General features: G+C 34.5%; 15 protein-coding genes. 11 read left to right on the forward strand and 4 right to left on the reverse strand.

Annotation, left to right across the window (positions count from 1 at the left end):
• Positions 1–316 precede the first annotated feature (316 nt).
• A complete protein-coding gene (locus AC3ASS_RS06845) occupies positions 317–553 on the reverse strand; it encodes a NifU family protein (RefSeq protein WP_488282769.1) in 237 nt (78 codons plus the stop codon).
• A gap of 154 nt (positions 554–707) precedes the next feature.
• Here AC3ASS_RS06845 and AC3ASS_RS06850 point away from each other — a divergent pair, with 154 nt between their 5' ends.
• A complete protein-coding gene (locus AC3ASS_RS06850; RefSeq protein ID WP_488282770.1) occupies positions 708–1,034 on the forward strand; it encodes a YuzD family protein in 327 nt (108 codons plus the stop codon).
• A 54-nt stretch (positions 1,035–1,088) separates the two neighbouring features.
• On the opposite strand, the gene AC3ASS_RS06855 is transcribed toward AC3ASS_RS06850, so the two are convergent.
• Positions 1,089–2,159: an NAD(P)/FAD-dependent oxidoreductase gene (locus tag AC3ASS_RS06855; protein WP_488282771.1), complete on the reverse strand. Its 1,071-nt coding sequence runs from the start codon at positions 2,157–2,159 to the stop codon at positions 1,089–1,091.
• A 407-nt stretch (positions 2,160–2,566) separates the two neighbouring features.
• On the opposite strand from AC3ASS_RS06855, the gene AC3ASS_RS06860 reads away from it, so the two are divergent.
• Positions 2,567–2,929, forward strand: coding sequence for a HesB/IscA family protein (locus AC3ASS_RS06860; protein WP_488282772.1), 363 nt, complete (start codon positions 2,567–2,569; stop codon positions 2,927–2,929).
• Between the two features lie 99 nt (positions 2,930–3,028).
• Here the strand turns inward: AC3ASS_RS06860 and AC3ASS_RS06865 are convergent, their stop codons facing one another.
• Positions 3,029–4,021: an NAD(P)/FAD-dependent oxidoreductase gene (locus tag AC3ASS_RS06865; protein WP_488282773.1), complete on the reverse strand. Its 993-nt coding sequence runs from the start codon at positions 4,019–4,021 to the stop codon at positions 3,029–3,031.
• Positions 4,022–4,370: 349 nt separating this feature from the next.
• On the opposite strand from AC3ASS_RS06865, the gene AC3ASS_RS06870 reads away from it, so the two are divergent.
• From AC3ASS_RS06870 to AC3ASS_RS06885, 4 genes are all read left to right on the forward strand, one after another.
• Entirely contained in the window at positions 4,371–5,597 is a 1,227-nt protein-coding gene (locus AC3ASS_RS06870) for an NAD(P)/FAD-dependent oxidoreductase (protein WP_488282801.1), read from the forward strand.
• A 201-nt stretch (positions 5,598–5,798) separates the two neighbouring features.
• Positions 5,799–5,921, forward strand: a complete 123-nt coding sequence (locus AC3ASS_RS06875; RefSeq protein ID WP_488282774.1) for a YuiA family protein — start codon at positions 5,799–5,801, stop codon at positions 5,919–5,921.
• 90 nt (positions 5,922–6,011) lie between these two features.
• Positions 6,012–6,335 (forward strand): YuiB family protein, encoded by a 324-nt coding sequence (locus AC3ASS_RS06880; protein WP_488282775.1) that lies wholly within the window; start codon positions 6,012–6,014, stop codon positions 6,333–6,335.
• Between the two features lie 145 nt (positions 6,336–6,480).
• A complete protein-coding gene (locus tag AC3ASS_RS06885) occupies positions 6,481–7,194 on the forward strand; it encodes a 3D domain-containing protein (RefSeq protein WP_488282776.1) in 714 nt (237 codons plus the stop codon).
• Positions 7,195–7,322: 128 nt separating this feature from the next.
• Here AC3ASS_RS06885 and AC3ASS_RS06890 read toward each other — a convergent pair whose 3' ends face one another.
• Entirely contained in the window at positions 7,323–8,138 is an 816-nt protein-coding gene (locus tag AC3ASS_RS06890; RefSeq protein WP_488282777.1) for an ABC transporter substrate-binding protein, read from the reverse strand.
• Positions 8,139–8,251: 113 nt separating this feature from the next.
• Here AC3ASS_RS06890 and AC3ASS_RS06895 point away from each other — a divergent pair, with 113 nt between their 5' ends.
• From AC3ASS_RS06895 to hutU, 5 genes are all read left to right on the forward strand, one after another.
• Positions 8,252–9,754, forward strand: a complete 1,503-nt coding sequence (locus AC3ASS_RS06895) for a leucyl aminopeptidase (protein WP_488282778.1) — start codon at positions 8,252–8,254, stop codon at positions 9,752–9,754.
• Between the two features lie 416 nt (positions 9,755–10,170).
• The gene (locus tag AC3ASS_RS06900) at positions 10,171–11,484 is read left to right on the forward strand and encodes a Na+/H+ antiporter family protein (protein WP_488282779.1); all 1,314 of its coding nucleotides are present in this window, start codon (positions 10,171–10,173) and stop codon (positions 11,482–11,484) included.
• Between the two features lie 165 nt (positions 11,485–11,649).
• Entirely contained in the window at positions 11,650–12,099 is a 450-nt protein-coding gene (hutP, locus tag AC3ASS_RS06905; protein WP_488282780.1) for a histidine utilization transcription antiterminator HutP, read from the forward strand.
• A 103-nt stretch (positions 12,100–12,202) separates the two neighbouring features.
• Positions 12,203–13,747 (forward strand): histidine ammonia-lyase, encoded by a 1,545-nt coding sequence (hutH, locus tag AC3ASS_RS06910; RefSeq protein WP_488282781.1) that lies wholly within the window; start codon positions 12,203–12,205, stop codon positions 13,745–13,747.
• Positions 13,731–15,395, forward strand: coding sequence for a urocanate hydratase (hutU, locus tag AC3ASS_RS06915; protein ID WP_488282782.1), 1,665 nt, complete (start codon positions 13,731–13,733; stop codon positions 15,393–15,395). Before hutH ends, hutU begins: the two co-directional genes overlap by 17 nt.
• The last annotated feature ends 31 nt before the right edge of the window (positions 15,396–15,426 follow it).

The raw sequence follows: 15,426 nt of genomic DNA on the forward strand, positions 1-15,426 counted from the left end.
AAACATTTCTATATCTAAAATCATCATTGTTTGTTTATTATTATAAGGCTGGAATACAAGTTTCTTTTGTTTCTTTTGTTTCTTTTTGGGTTGATGTCCATTTTCAATTATTCCCTCTAGAGCTAGTTCCATTTGCATGTTATAATTTGTTTGAATAGTCATTTGATTATTCATAAAGAATCGTCCTTTCTGTTGAATGTTGTCTCTTCAACTTCATTCTACAAAAAAGGACGATTTTTTTGTACCATTAAATAACAAAAGGGCTAGACCGAAGGTCAATTAAAAATTGACTTTTCGGACAGCCCCTTGAATCATTTTAAAAAACTTGTTCTACTTCAACAACTCCAGGAACTTCTTCAAGTAAAGCTCTCTCAATTCCTGCTTTTAACGTAATTGTTGAACTTGGACAAGAACCACAAGCACCTAGAAGACGAAGTTTAACTACTCCTTCTTCTACATCAACTAATTCACAGTCACCGCCATCGCGGAGCAGGAATGGGCGCAATTTATCAAGAACTTCTTGAACTTGAACTTTCATTTCTTGATCAGACATAACGAATCGCTCCTTTCTCCCTATATTATAAACGGGAATGAAAAAAAAATCTATTTTATGTTTCTACATACCAATATATATCAATCTATAATTTTATTTTAACTTTTACGAAATCTTTTGTAAAATATAATTAATGCTAAAAGGGGTGAAATGGATGAATCAATCAATCGCAAATATATATGTGTATGGGGCAGAGCAAATTTGTCCAAGTTGTGTGAATTTGCCTTCTTCAAAAGAAACGTATGAATGGTTAGAGGCAGCGATCTCAAGGAAATTTCCCAATCAGCCTTTTTCCATTACTTATATAGATATCTTTAATCCGCCGGAAGATGAAGAAGTGAAGCAATTTGCTAAACGGGTGATCGAAGAAGACTTGTTTTATCCGGTTGTTTTAATTAATGGTGAAATTGTAGCAGAAGGAAACCCTAAATTGAAAACGATTTATGAAGTACTTGAAAAACAAGGTTACAAAGCAGGATAAATTGAAAAAGGCTTTGATTTAGAATCAAAGCCTTTTTTATGCATATAAATTAAATTACCAACCATTATGATATTTATACATCCATAAGACACCAGATTTCAATAATCTAGCTACACGACCGGTAATAGCCCGATCAGCTACTAAACCAAATCCATGTTTTTTACCTAATGATCCTAAAATACCTTTTAATTTAATAGTTGGTAAAGTTGGTGGTAATTCTTCGCCTTTCCAACGTTTAAGTAATACTTGTACGATTTGTTCAGCTTGACCTTCTGCAAGCTGAGCACTAGGTGCATGCGGTAAACTTGCACAATCACCAACGACATAAACGTGCTCATGATTAGGGATATTATGATGAGGGGTTAGCACAACACGTCCTTGTGAATCTTTTTCTACATCTAAATCACGGACAATTTTTACTGGTTGAACCCCTGCAGTCCAAACAATTGCATCGCAGTGAATCGGTTCATCATGATTGTATAAAATATTTTCTTCGACTTTTGTAATATTTGATTTATTGATGAGTTCAACTCCGTGTGTGACGAACCAGTTTTCAACATAACTGCTTAAACGTTTTGGAAAAGCTGATAAGATTCGTTCTCCGCGATCAAATAATTTAATTGTTAAATCTGGTCTGGATTCACAAAGTTCACTTGCAAGTTCAACTCCACTTAATCCAGCACCGACAATGCCAACTACTGAGCCTGGAGGTAGATTATTTAAATGTTGATATGTCTTTCTTGATCTTTCAATCGACTGAATACTGTGAGTAAATTCCTCAGCACCTGGTACATTATGATATTTATCCTCGCATCCTAAGCCTATGACTAAGTCGTCATAAATGACAGGTTCATCATCTTTTAAGAAAACTTGACGATTTTCTAAATCAATTTTAACAACTTCACCATATTTAATCGTTAATTTAGGATGTTCAGGAAAAGGGACTCGAACGTGTTGATCTGAAATCGTACCGGCAGCGAGTGCATAATACTCAGTTTTTAAGCAGTGAAATGGTACTTTGTCAATGAGAATAATTGAACGGTCTTCAGGAAGTTGATTCGGCAAGAGCCTTTGTAATATTCTCATACCTCCGTAGCCGCCACCTAAAATTACAAGCTTTTTCATCATTAATTCCCCTTTTGCTAATACCTAATGAAGAATATTCCGTTCCAAAAATTCCATATAACATTAGGTTAATAATCTCGTAATCAAATTGTAACTTGCCATATTAAAGTATATCGAAATAATAGAAAAATAACAACTGTACGAAGGAAACAAAAGAATTTTATCATAATAATTGGATATTTCCATATTTATTCAATTCAGTTTAGAACTAGAAATTAAGTGGTATAAAATCCATCAACAAGAAATCATAATTATATTTATATAACGTTGCCTCAATAGAAAACATATAAGGAAACCATTTAGTTGAGCAATTGTTTTGAACTGTATATACTATTTATATAAAGAAAATAAATGAAGAGTAAAGCTTTTCACATACACCAATCATTTAACGAAAGGAGGAAGATGTAATGAATGATGTTGTTAATTTAACAGAAGCCGCTGCCTATCAAATTAAAGATATGATGAAACAAGTAGAAGAAGAAAATCCATATTTACGTATTTCTGTAAAAGGTGGAGGCTGCAGCGGTTTATCTTACGGAATGGGGTTTGATACGGAAAAACAAGATGGCGATATCGAACTGAATCAGTATGGTATTCATATATTAGTGGATCATGAAAGTGCGCCGATTTTAAAAGGAACAAAAATTGATTATAAAGAATCTTTAATGGGCGGAGGATTTACGATTGATAATCCAAACGCAATTGCCTCTTGCGGATGTGGTGCATCTTTTAGAACAGCAGCAAACGCCGGAAATCCCGAACAATGTTAATAAGAAAAAGCTGTCCCGAAATGAACTGCATCCCAATTATTAGACACATCCTAATAATTGGGAGGTAAAGTTCAAAACGGGGCAGCTTTTTTTAATTTTTTACTCAAACATGGAAGTACTGTGTAATGGTTGAACTTTCGCTTTTGGATCGATAAATGCTTTGGCATTGTTAACAGCTGTAGGAGCTTCTCCGAATCCACATGCGATTAGTTTTACTTTACCATCATACGTACAAATATCTCCAGCTGCATAAATTCCAGGGATGTTTGTTTCCATTTTAGAGTTCACTTTAATGGAATTTTTCTCAATTTCTAATCCCCATTCTTTAATCGGACCGAGTGAGGATATGAATCCATAGTTGACAATTACCTCATCAACTTCAATTTCTTCTTTTTCTTCTCCTTTTGCATGTTGAAGAATCACTTTTTCAATTTTTTCTTCTCCTACTAATTCAGCAGGTACATAAGGAGTTTTAATATTTACTTTTGATTTCATTAAGTTTTCAACACTATGCTCATGTGCACGGAATTTATCGCGACGATGGATAATTGTTACTTGCTCAGCAATTGGTTCTAACATTAATGCCCAGTCTACAGCGGAATCTCCACCACCAAATACAGCAACCTTTTTACCAGCGAAGTAATTCATGTCTTTGATAAAGTAATGAAGATTTTTCCCTTCAAATTTTTCAGCTTCTGCTAATTCAAGTTTGCGAGGCTGGAATGCTCCGTTTCCAGCAGTAATGATAATACTTTTTGAGTAGTGAATTTCTTTATTTGTTGTGAGTTTAAAAGTCCCATCTTCTAACTTTTCTACTTTTTCAACTGATTGTTCTAAACAAACGGTTTGATCAAATTTTTGCATTTGTTTAATTAAATTATCGACTAATTCTTGTGCACGAATTTTAGGAAAACCTGCAACATCGTATATGTATTTTTCTGGATAAAGAGCTGATAATTGCCCTCCTAATTGAGGTAAGCTCTCTATGATCTTAACAGATGCTTGACGCATTCCACCATAAAAGGCTGTAAATAAGCCTGTTGGACCGCCCCCAATAATCGTAATGTCGTAAACTTTTGTATCTTCTTTCAAAACGGATCCCCCCATTCATATACTACATAATTAATATTAACATATTTATGGTCAAAAACGCATGATTTCAAAATGATAAACAATAAATACATAAATAAGAAAAATTGACTAATGAAAATGAGGATAATGTCTTGAAAAAATCTCAGAAAAGTCATATGATGTTTATTGGGCATTATGTAAAGATTTTTTAACAATTTATTAACATTTTTATGTCACATTAAGTGAAGAATATCACAAAATTTATTGGCGAATTGCCAATTATTTGCTTTTTAATACGATGAAGAAATTGATCGAATTTATTCATATTAAAAAGCAAAGAGCAGAAAATAGAAAAACAGAAAAGGTGGAAGTGATATCATTGAAAAAGCCAAAAGTAGTGATATTAGGTGCTGGATATGGCGGCCTAATGACAACTGTCCGACTTCAAAAAATGGTAGGGGTTAACGAAGCAGATATCGTTTTAGTTAACAAACATGATTATCATTATGAAACAACTTGGCTTCATGAAGCTTCAGCAGGAACATTGCACCATGACCGTGTCCGCTATGATATAAAAAATGTAATTGATAAAAATAAAGTAACATTTGTTCAAGATGTTGCATTAGAGATTAAAGTAGAAGATAAAGTTGTTGTAACAGAAAAAGGTGAAATTTCTTACGATTATTTAGTCGTTGCTTTAGGTGCTGAACCAGAGACATTTGGAATTAAAGGATTAAAAGAATATGCATTCTCCATTTCAAATGTAAATTCAGCTCGTCAAATTCGTGAACATATTGAGTATCAATTTGCCACTTATAATAATGAAGAAGAGAAAAAAGATGAACGATTAACAATTGTTGTTGGAGGGGCAGGGTTTACTGGAATCGAATTTTTAGGTGAACTTGTAAACCGTATTCCTGAGTTATGTGCTGAATATGATGTTGACTATCATAAAGTAAGAATTGTCTGTGTTGAAGCCGCTCCAATGGTTTTACCAGGATTCGATCCAGAATTAGTGAAATATGCTGTTGCTCAACTTGAAAAGAAAGGCGTAGAATTTAAAATCGGTACAGCTGTTAAAGAATGTACACCAGATGGTGTAATCGTTCAAAAAGGTGAAGAGGAACCTGAAACAATCAAAGCAAATACAGTTGTATGGGCAGCAGGTGTTCGTGGTAACTCTATCATTGACCGTTCTGGAATTGAAGCAATGCGCGGTCGCGTGAAAGTTGATCCGTATTTACGTGTTCCAGGTTATGAAGAAATCTTTGTGATCGGAGATTGTTCTTTAATTATTAATGAAGAAACCAATCGTCCATATCCTCCAACAGCACAAATTGCAATGCAACAAGGTGAAACTTGTGCGAAAAATTTAGCTGCTGTTATTAGAAATAAAGAAGAATTAGAGGTATTTAAGCCAGATATTAAAGGAACCGTATGTTCATTAGGAGAAGATGATGCTATTGGTATTGTTTTTGGCAAAAAATTAATGGGATCTAAAGCAGCATTTATGAAAAAAGTGATTGATAACCGTGCATTATTTATGATAGGCGGTCCTTCACTTGTATTGAAAAAAGGTAAATTAAAACTATTCTAATACGTTTAAAGCGGTTGACCATAAGCAACCGCTTTTTATTTTTTAAAAATTTTCTGAAATTTTAAGAAAATCAAAGAAATCGAAAGGAAAACATATATGTATCCGTTTTCATTAAAATTATTTCTGTCTGTCGCTTCTTTGCAGTTTCAATGAAACCTGATATATTATCAGAAAAGTTAAAAAATAAGAGGTGAAGACAAAGTGAAGAGAAAAGAATATTCATCTGGAAAATGTGAATATTGCTCAGGTCAAGGTTATTTTCAATTATTACTCGGTGGATCAGAAACATGTCCATGCTGTTTCGGAACTGGGAAATGTAAATAATAAACATCATAGAATGATTGGTTAATTCGTTGACTGTCTTTCATTCATTCAGTACACTAATGGTTGAATGAATGAGAGGAGCTGTAAAACATGGACGTATCATTACCGCAGTTTATTATTTCAATACTATTATTTTTTGTTCTATTTTTCGGTATTGCCTTTATTATTAATATGTTATTAAGAATGACCTGGATTTTATCCTTTGTCTACCCAATCATTGCACTATTAATTATTGATGATGTGAAATTTATTGAGTATTTTACAAATACAAAATCGGCGTTTTCTAGTTTATGGAATAATTTAGTTCATTTAGCTATTGTAGATATTGTAATACTTTCTTCTGGTTTATTAGGAACAATTGCCGCTGGTTTTACGATGAAAACATTAAGAAAAAAAGGTTATCGAATGTTTTAACTCTCCAGATTGGGGGGTTTTTTTATTGTTGAAAAAAGTAAGAAATTTTAATAAATTTTAAATTTTTTCAGGAAATTTCCTCCTCCTATGAATAATTTTTTCGAATTTAGGAAAGAAATAGATTCGGGAGGAGTGAAAAATAAAAATGGATATAATAAAAAAATGGACAAAGAGATTTTTTATGATATTGTTGTTTACATTAGCTTTTATGGTTACGTTTCAGAAAGTAACTGGCGCACAAATGAATCATGAATCTTGGTATAATACTGTCAATAACGAAATTTATGAATATACACCGAGTGAAGATGGGGAACATTCATATAAGCCTATAGCTGTAGGATATAAGTCTTTTAAAGTAGCATCTGCGAAAGAGACAAAAATATCATCAAGTAAATCTATAAAAGGCTCCATACCTAAATTGGAAGAAGCGATTGATTGGAGCAAATATCCAAAGAAAAGAGTAGTAGCAACAGGATATACAGCAGGATTTGAATCTACGGGTAAACATCCTGGGCACCCTTCTTATGGTATTACAGCATCAGGAGTTAAAGTAAAAAGAGATTTATATTCAACGATTGCTGCAGATACATCGGTTTTCCCAATGGGAACGATTTTGTTTATCCCTGGATATGGATATGGAGTAGTTGCTGATACCGGATCAGCGATCAAGGGGAATAAAATTGATTTATACTATGAAACGGTTGAAGATGTTTATAGTCAATGGGGAAAAAAGACGGTTGATGTATATATCGTTCAAATGGGTAACGGTAAAATAACCGAACAAGATTTACAAGCTCTAAACGAAAATGAATCAATGCAAGTGTTTAGATATCAGTATACTTCCAGTGAAAAACGATAAATATAGATTGGAAGAATGATGGGGCTCTCCGAAAATGGACGAGCCTCATCAATTTTTTATAGGGAAAAATTGATCTAACTTTTTCCCTAGAGAATAACTATTAACGATGTTTCACATCCCAGTCGATGTTAGTCTTCATCTTGAAATGGTGGCAATAATGATAAGGATTGATATAAATGAGGGTGAAGAATTTTACCTAATTTCAAACATCCTTTTAATAGTCGAGGAGAAGGACGACAAAATAACCATTCTTCTAAAATTAAGATTCGATTCTTTTGAATGGCAGTTAACTGTTCCCATGAAGGGCGATTTCTCACCATGTCACGATTCATCTTTTTTGTTTCTACACCAACCCATACTAGACAAATATAGTCTGGATTTCTACGATAAACTTCATCCCATGACAGTTGGATACTTTCTTTGTTAATGTCATGAAAAATATTATTTCCACCTGCTAAATGACTAATATCTGTTAACCAATTTTTTCTTCCGGGAGTAAATACGGGTTTTGGCCACCATTCCCAGTAAAGAGTTGGTTTTTCTGTTATTTTATTTGAAGTCTCTTGAAAAAGTTTTATTTGCTCATCGAAGGCTTCAGCTAAATACTCAGCTTTATTCTTCATACCGATAGCTTCCCCAATTTTTAAAATGTCATGTTTTATGTCCATTAAACTGTGGGGGGTTAAGACTATATAAGGAATCTTTCTCTCTTCTAATTTTTTTATATTTTTTTCCATTCCTGGAACACTTAATGAAGCTAAAACAAGATCAGGTTTTGCTTCTTCTAATAAATCTATATCAATATTTAAATCAGGTCCTACTTTTGAAATATGTTGAATGGAACTTGGCCAGTCAGAAAAATCATCAACCGCAACTAAATATTGGGTTGCTTCTAAATAATGAAGTATTTCTGTATTACTCGGACAAATGGATGCAATTCTCACTCTCTTTCCCCCTTACCTCTTCTATTTTACAATTGCTACTATGTTTTATCATAATGATACTATAATTCGAAATTGTTGGAAGTTTCAGGTATAATATATTTGGAGGTGGAAAAATGTTTACAGTAATAGATCAATTTGATATCCAAAAAGAGATGGAATGTTTAATTGTAGGACTATTTGAGCGAAATGAGAAATTACAAGGAATAGTAAAAGAATTAGATGAGAAGTTATCTAATCAAATTCGTGAATTAATGAAAGATGGAGATGTATCAACAAAAAGGAAAAAGGTTTCTATTATACATACGTTAGGAAATATCGGTCCAAAACGTTTAGTTTTTGTTGGATTAGGGAAAGAAAAAGAGCTTTCATTTGAAAACTTGCGAGAAATCTTTGGACAAACATTTAAGACTTTATTCAAAAATAAGGTAAAACATCTTTCCGTTGTCCTTGATACATTTACGACCGAAGATTTAGATGCGAATGATGTTGCACACGTCTTAAGTGAAGCAATGATGTTATCTACTTATCAAATACATACATATAAACAGAAGAAAAATGAGCCAGATCATGAGTTTAAAGAGATAACGATATATACTTCCTCGCCTAAAGAAGAAGTAAAGGCTTCATTGACAGTAGGATCTGTCTTTGGAAAAGCGACTAATTCTGCAAGAACACTTGTAAATATGCCGGGGAACTTGTTAACCGCTAGTCAATTAGCCGATTATGCAAAAGAACTTGCAGAGACTTATCAATTTGAATATGAAATTTTAGAAAAAGAAGATATGGAACGTCTAGGTATGGGGGCGTTACTTGCAGTTAATCAAGGATCAAAAGAAAAACCAAAAATGATTGTTTTAAAATATCAAGGGAAAGAAGAATGGAAAGATGTCATCGGGCTAGTTGGTAAAGGGATAACCTTTGATACAGGTGGATATTCTTTAAAAACAAAAGACGGAATTGTTGGAATGAAAACCGATATGGGTGGAGCAGCAGCAGTTTTAGGGGCAATGGAGATAATTGGCGAATTAAAACCAGAACAAAATGTTGTTGCGGTCATTCCTTCGACGGATAATATGATTAGCGGAGAAGCATTTAAACCAGATGACGTAATTACTTCTTTAAGTGGAAAAACAATTGAAATTTTAAATACTGACGCAGAAGGAAGACTTGTTCTAGCGGATGCAGTCACATATGCAAAACATCATGGAGCAGAATATCTTGTGGATGTAGCAACACTAACTGGCGGAGTCATTATTGCCCTAGGTTCAGATAAAACTGGGGCTATGACAAACAATGAAGCATTCTTTGAGCAAATGTTAGAAGCTTCATTGGAATCTGGGGAAATGATTTGGAGATTACCTATAACTGAGAAAGATAAAGAAAAAGTTCGAAATAGTAAAATTGCAGATTTGAATAATTCACCAACCAGAGAGGGGCATGCAATTATGGGCGGAGCCTTTATCGGTGAGTTTGCAGAAGATACACCGTGGATTCATTTAGACATTGCAGGAACGTCAACTGTGAGAAGTGATCATGACTTAGGACCTGCAGGAGCAACCGGTGTAATGACGAGAACATTAGCGTTGTTAGTGGAAAGATTCGAACCAATCAGTTAAAAGAAGCACGGGAAAACTAGTTACAAATAAGGAAGAAGGAGGAATTGAGAGGTGCAATTTCTCCTTTTTTTAATTTTTACACTAGATTAAATGTTTGGGTTAAAGATAAGGATTTGAACGCGTGAATATGAAACTACAAGTTGCAAATAATCTTTATATCTGATTTTATTTTCAAGTTGAAAATTCAAAAATTGTTTTTTAAATAAGCCAGTGAAGTTTATTAATTTAAATTTCTCTGCCTTTTTCCATTAAGTATTGTTTTTTGTCACAACTTCTCCATTACTTAAGTTTTTCTCAGATTCTTTGTATATACATGTAAAAAATTAATTCGTTGACAATAAGAAAATGTATATGGTAAATTAAGAGTCATAGTTTAGTACTTTAACAATTTATCAGACTAAAGGAGATTTTTTATTATGAATGCAGTCATCATTGCAGTATTGGTTATGTTAGTGTTAAGTTTATTGAGAATTAACGTAGTATTTTCTCTGATTATTGGTGCAATTGCAGGTGGATTAACCGGAGGAATGACATTTGATGAGATTGTGAAAGTTTTTACGGAAGGATTAGGAAACAACGCTAGTGTTGCTTTGAGTTATGGTCTATTAGGAGGGTTTGCTGTAGCTCTATCAAGTACAGGCTTACCGAATGCATTAGTCGATTTAGTTAGTAAAGGCGTTCGTCAAAAAAACGAAGTTAGAAATAAAACATTAACGAAAGTATTTGTTATATTATTTATTTTGCTTATTGCTTGCTTTTCCCAAAATGTAATTCCAGTTCATATTGCATTTATTCCAATCCTAATTCCTTCATTGTTAGGGATATTAAATGAATTAAAAATTGACCGAAGATTAATTGCTTCGACATTAGCCTTTGGATTAATAGCTCCATATGTACTACTCCCATATGGATTTGGTCATATATTTCACACGATTCTAGCAGAAAATATAAAATTAGCTGGACTCTCTATTGATATTCAAGATATACCTATGGCTATGGTGATCCCCGTTTTAGGAATGGTTGTAGGTTTATTAATAGCCATTTTTATCTCATATCGAAAACCAAGAGATTATGAACAAAACGATGAAGTGATTGTACAAAAGCAAGAGTATCAACTGAAAAGCGTTCTTTTTGGAACGATATCAATCGTTGGCGCACTGCTTGTTCAAATATTGTTGGACTCTATGATATTCGGTGCGTTAGCAGGAATTACTATATTATATATAACAAAAGCCCTTAAATGGAGCGAAGCAGATCGATTATTAACAGATGGTATGAGAATGATGGCGTTTATAGGTTTTGTCATGTTAGCAGCACAAGGATTTGCTTCTGTTATACAAGAAACAGGACATGTAGAAGTGCTCGTTTCATCTATTGCAAATATAATTGGTGGAAATAAAGCTCTTGGTTCTATGTTAATGCTTATTGTAGGATTGCTTGTAACAATGGGGATTGGTTCATCGTTTTCTACGATTCCTATTATCGCAGTTATTTATGTACCATTATGTTTAGAACTTGGATTTAGTCCGTTAGCTACGATTTCACTAATCGGAACAGCAGCAGCTCTTGGTGATGCAGGATCTCCAGCATCCGATAGCACCCTTGGTCCAACGGCAGGATTAAATGTAGACAATCAGCATCATCATATTTGGGATACATGTGTTCCAACCTTTATTCACTATAACATCCCGTTAATAATATTTGGTTGGATTGCAAGTATGATCCTCTAGATTTTAAACCTCGTGATTTTCACGAGGTTTTCTTTATTCTACTAACGAACTAACAATTTAATATGTTAAAAAATGGGATTTATTCATTGACCAATTTGCTGATACCGCTTACAATATAAATAGTTATTAGTTGTTAGAAAATTAAAACAATAAGGCGTGAGTTTTTTGCTAAAAGAAGGTAAAGATCGTATTGGCCGAAATGCAATATTATTAGCCATGTTAGATGAAGAGGAATTAGTGGATATAAAAACACGCTTGAAAAAATATGATTGGAAATTTTGTACAGGTAAAGTTGGAGCAATGGAGCTGAAGAAAGTTTTAGCGGCAATTGAAACTGCAGCGAAACGAGAGAATATCGTGAACCCTTCCTTTTATCGCGAGATGCATGCATTATATCATGCAACTATTGAAGCGATGTATGGAATCACCCGAGGACAGATCGAACTCGGAGGTCTTCATCGTACAGCAGGATTAAGGTTTTCAGTAATTTCAGGAGAACCATATAATCAATCAGCGGAAGGTAAATGGATTGCGGTAGCTCTTTATGGAACAATTGGTGCTCCTGTACCTGGACATGAACACGAGACGATCGGTCTTGGCATTAATCACATGTAAAGATTAATAAAAGCCTATAGCAATTAGTTGATAGGAGGCTCATACGAATAGATTCATTCTGTTGTATGGCCTCCTTTTTACATGAAAAAGAGGTGATAAAATCATGATCATTTTAGATGGGAAATCGCTAACGTTAGAAGACTTAAAAAAGATTTTATATCATAAGTCTTTCATCAAAGCTTCAGAAGAAAGCATGAGTAGAGTTCGAGAAAATAGAAAAATTGTCGAGAAAATCATTGAAGAAAAACGCGTAGTTTATGGAATTAATACCGGTTTTGGAAAATTTAGTGATGTATTAATTGATTCAAAAGATACAAAAAAATTGCAAAAAAATTTAATTTACTCCCATGCGTGTGGAGTAGGAGAACCATTTCCAGAAGTTGTTTCCCGGGCAATGATTGCTCTACGCGCCAATGCATTACTTAAAGGCCATTCAGGAGTTCGTCCAATCATAATAGAAAGATTAATAGATTTTGTAAATTTAGAAATACATCCAGTCATACCGCAACAAGGTTCTCTAGGTGCCAGCGGTGATTTAGCTCCACTTTCTCATTTAGCCCTTGTACTCATGGGAGAAGGAGAAGTTTTTTATAAAGGGAAACGGATTCACGCAAAAATCGCTTTGCAACAAGAAGGTTTAGAACCAATTGAGTTAGAGGATAAGGAAGGATTGGCACTAATTAACGGTACACAAGCGATGACAGCAATGGGAGTAGTTACTTATTTAGAAGCTGAAAAACTAGCATATGAAAGTGAGATTATATCGTCTATTACATTTGAAGCATTGCAAGGTATTACGGATGCACTTAATGAAAAAATTCATATGGCTAGGGGGTATCGTCAACAAGTGGAAACAGCTGAAAGGATGAGGATGTATTTAAAAGATAGTAAATTAACTTCTCGGCAAGGAGAGCTTCGAGTCCAAGATGCCTATTCATTACGCTGTATTCCACAAGTACATGGTGCTTCATGGCAAGCATTAGATTATGTAAAAGAAAAGTTGGAAATCGAAATTAATGCTGCTACAGACAACCCATTATTATTTTCTGATGAAGAAGTGATTTCAGGTGGAAATTTCCATGGGCAACCGATGGCATTGGCCATGGACTTTTTAAAAATTGCAGTAGCAGAATTAGCGAATATTTCAGAAAGAAGAATCGAACGTCTTGTTAATCCACAGCTAAACGATTTACCACCGTTTTTAAGTCCTGAGCCGGGGTTACAATCTGGCGCCATGATTATGCAGTATAGTGCAGCATCTCTCGTTTCAGAAAATAAAACATTAGCACATCCTGCAAGTGTTGATTCTATACCTTCTTCTGCTAATCAAGAGGATCATGTAAGTATGGGAACGATAGCTGCTAGACATGCGAATCAAATTGTTCAAAATTCAATCCGTGTCCTTTCCATCGAATTAATCTGTGCATTACAGGCGATTGATTATCGAGGATCTGAGAAAATGGCAAAAATTACACATCAATTTTATCAATTAGCTAGAGAAATTGTACCAACAATCAAGGAGGACCGGATCTTCTCAAAAGACATAGAAAATATGTACACATGGCTAAAAAATTTCAATTGGGATCAATGGATGGCTTCCATTCAATCAATTTATAAGGAGGAATTTTACAATGAACAAACAATCTGAAAAAAGAGTTGTACGAGTAAAAAAGGGAACAGAAATTGAATGTAAAGGTTGGGAGCAAGAGGCTGTCTTAAGGATGCTTTACAATAATCTAGATCCTGAAGTTGCAGAAAAACCAGAAGACTTAATTGTTTATGGTGGAATTGGAAAAGCGGCAAGAAACTGGGAAGCTTTTGATGCAATCGTAAACACTTTAAGGAATTTAGAAAATGACGAAACAATGCTAGTTCAATCGGGCAAACCAGTAGGCGTTTTTAAAACTCATAAACATGCACCTCGAGTTTTAATATCTAACTCTGTTCTTGTTCCGAAATGGGCAAATTGGGATCACTTTCATGAGTTGGACAAAAAAGGGTTAATTATGTATGGCCAAATGACAGCAGGAAGTTGGATTTATATCGGTACACAAGGGATATTGCAAGGAACATATGAGACATTTGCGGCTGTTGCTCGAAAACATTTCGGAGGTTCGTTAAAAGGAACCATTACTTTAACCGCTGGATTAGGTGGTATGGGTGGTGCGCAACCATTAGCTGTTACAATGAATGATGGTGTAGTGATTGCTGTTGAAGTTGATCGCTCCAGAATTGCTAAGCGACTAGAAACAAAATATTTAGACTGCATGGCTGAATCAGTAGATGAAGCACTAATGTTAGCGTTGGATGCAAAAGAGAAAGGAAAAGCTCTTTCGATTGGATTATTAGGAAATGCAGCAGAAGTCCATCATGAGCTATTACGCAGAGGTATCAAAATCGATATTGTAACAGACCAAACTTCTGCTCATGATCCATTAAATGGATATATTCCTGAAGGCTTTTCATTAGAAGAAGCAGCACAATTAAGGGAAACGAATCCTACAGAATATATAAAGCTATCTAAGAAGTCTATGGCTAAACACGTAAAAGCAATGCTTGAATTCCAAAAAAGAGGTGCCATTGTATTTGATTACGGGAACAACATACGCCAAGTAGCGAAAGATGAAGGTGTAGAAAATGCTTTTGATTTTGAAGGATTCGTACCAGCATACATTCGCCCACTATTCTGTGAAGGAAAAGGTCCTTTTAGATGGGCAGCTTTATCTGGGGATCCAGAAGATATTTATCGAACTGATCAATTAATAAAAGAACTGTTCCCAGAAAATCAATCTCTTATTAGATGGATTGATATGGCGCAGGAAAAAGTTGCTTTTCAAGGGTTACCATCCCGCATATGCTGGCTTGGTTATGGAGAACGAGTAAAAATGGGCTTAGCTATGAATGAGCTTGTGAAGAAAGGCGAATTAAAAGCGCCGATTGTTATCGGAAGAGATCACCTAGATTGTGGTTCTGTAGCTTCTCCGAATCGAGAAACAGAAGGAATGAAAGATGGAAGTGATGCAATTGGCGATTGGGCCATTTTAAATGCATTAATTAATACCGCTGCAGGAGGATCTTGGATTAGTTTCCATCATGGCGGGGGAGTTGGAATGGGCTATTCCTTACATGCAGGTATGGTCGTTGTAGCAGATGGATCAGATTTAGCAAAAGAAAGATTGGAAAGAGTTTTAACGACTGACCCAGGCATGGGAATTATTCGTCATGCAGATGCCGGATATGAAAAGGCAATAGAAGTAGCTAAACAACATGGGGTAAAAATACCAATGCTTCAATAAATATTAAATGATTAGGCTCTATTTAAGGGAA

Source organism: Bacillus sp. JST-5, assembly GCF_057747715.1.

What these genes read in the sequence shown, in the direction of transcription:
- AC3ASS_RS06845 (WP_488282769.1), bottom strand. Translation starts at nt 553, where the DNA reads ATGTCTGATCAAGAAATGAAAGTTCAAGTTCAAGAAGTTCTTGATAAA.
- AC3ASS_RS06850 (WP_488282770.1), top strand. Translation starts at nt 708, where the DNA reads ATGAATCAATCAATCGCAAATATATATGTGTATGGGGCAGAGCAAATT.
- AC3ASS_RS06855 (WP_488282771.1), bottom strand. Translation starts at nt 2,159, where the DNA reads ATGAAAAAGCTTGTAATTTTAGGTGGCGGCTACGGAGGTATGAGAATA.
- AC3ASS_RS06860 (WP_488282772.1), top strand. Translation starts at nt 2,567, where the DNA reads ATGAATGATGTTGTTAATTTAACAGAAGCCGCTGCCTATCAAATTAAA.
- AC3ASS_RS06880 (WP_488282775.1), top strand. Translation starts at nt 6,012, where the DNA reads ATGGACGTATCATTACCGCAGTTTATTATTTCAATACTATTATTTTTT.
- AC3ASS_RS06885 (WP_488282776.1), top strand. Translation starts at nt 6,481, where the DNA reads ATGGATATAATAAAAAAATGGACAAAGAGATTTTTTATGATATTGTTG.
- AC3ASS_RS06895 (WP_488282778.1), top strand. Translation starts at nt 8,252, where the DNA reads ATGTTTACAGTAATAGATCAATTTGATATCCAAAAAGAGATGGAATGT.
- AC3ASS_RS06900 (WP_488282779.1), top strand. Translation starts at nt 10,171, where the DNA reads ATGAATGCAGTCATCATTGCAGTATTGGTTATGTTAGTGTTAAGTTTA.
- hutH (WP_488282781.1), top strand. Translation starts at nt 12,203, where the DNA reads ATGATCATTTTAGATGGGAAATCGCTAACGTTAGAAGACTTAAAAAAG.
- hutU (WP_488282782.1), top strand. Translation starts at nt 13,731, where the DNA reads ATGAACAAACAATCTGAAAAAAGAGTTGTACGAGTAAAAAAGGGAACA.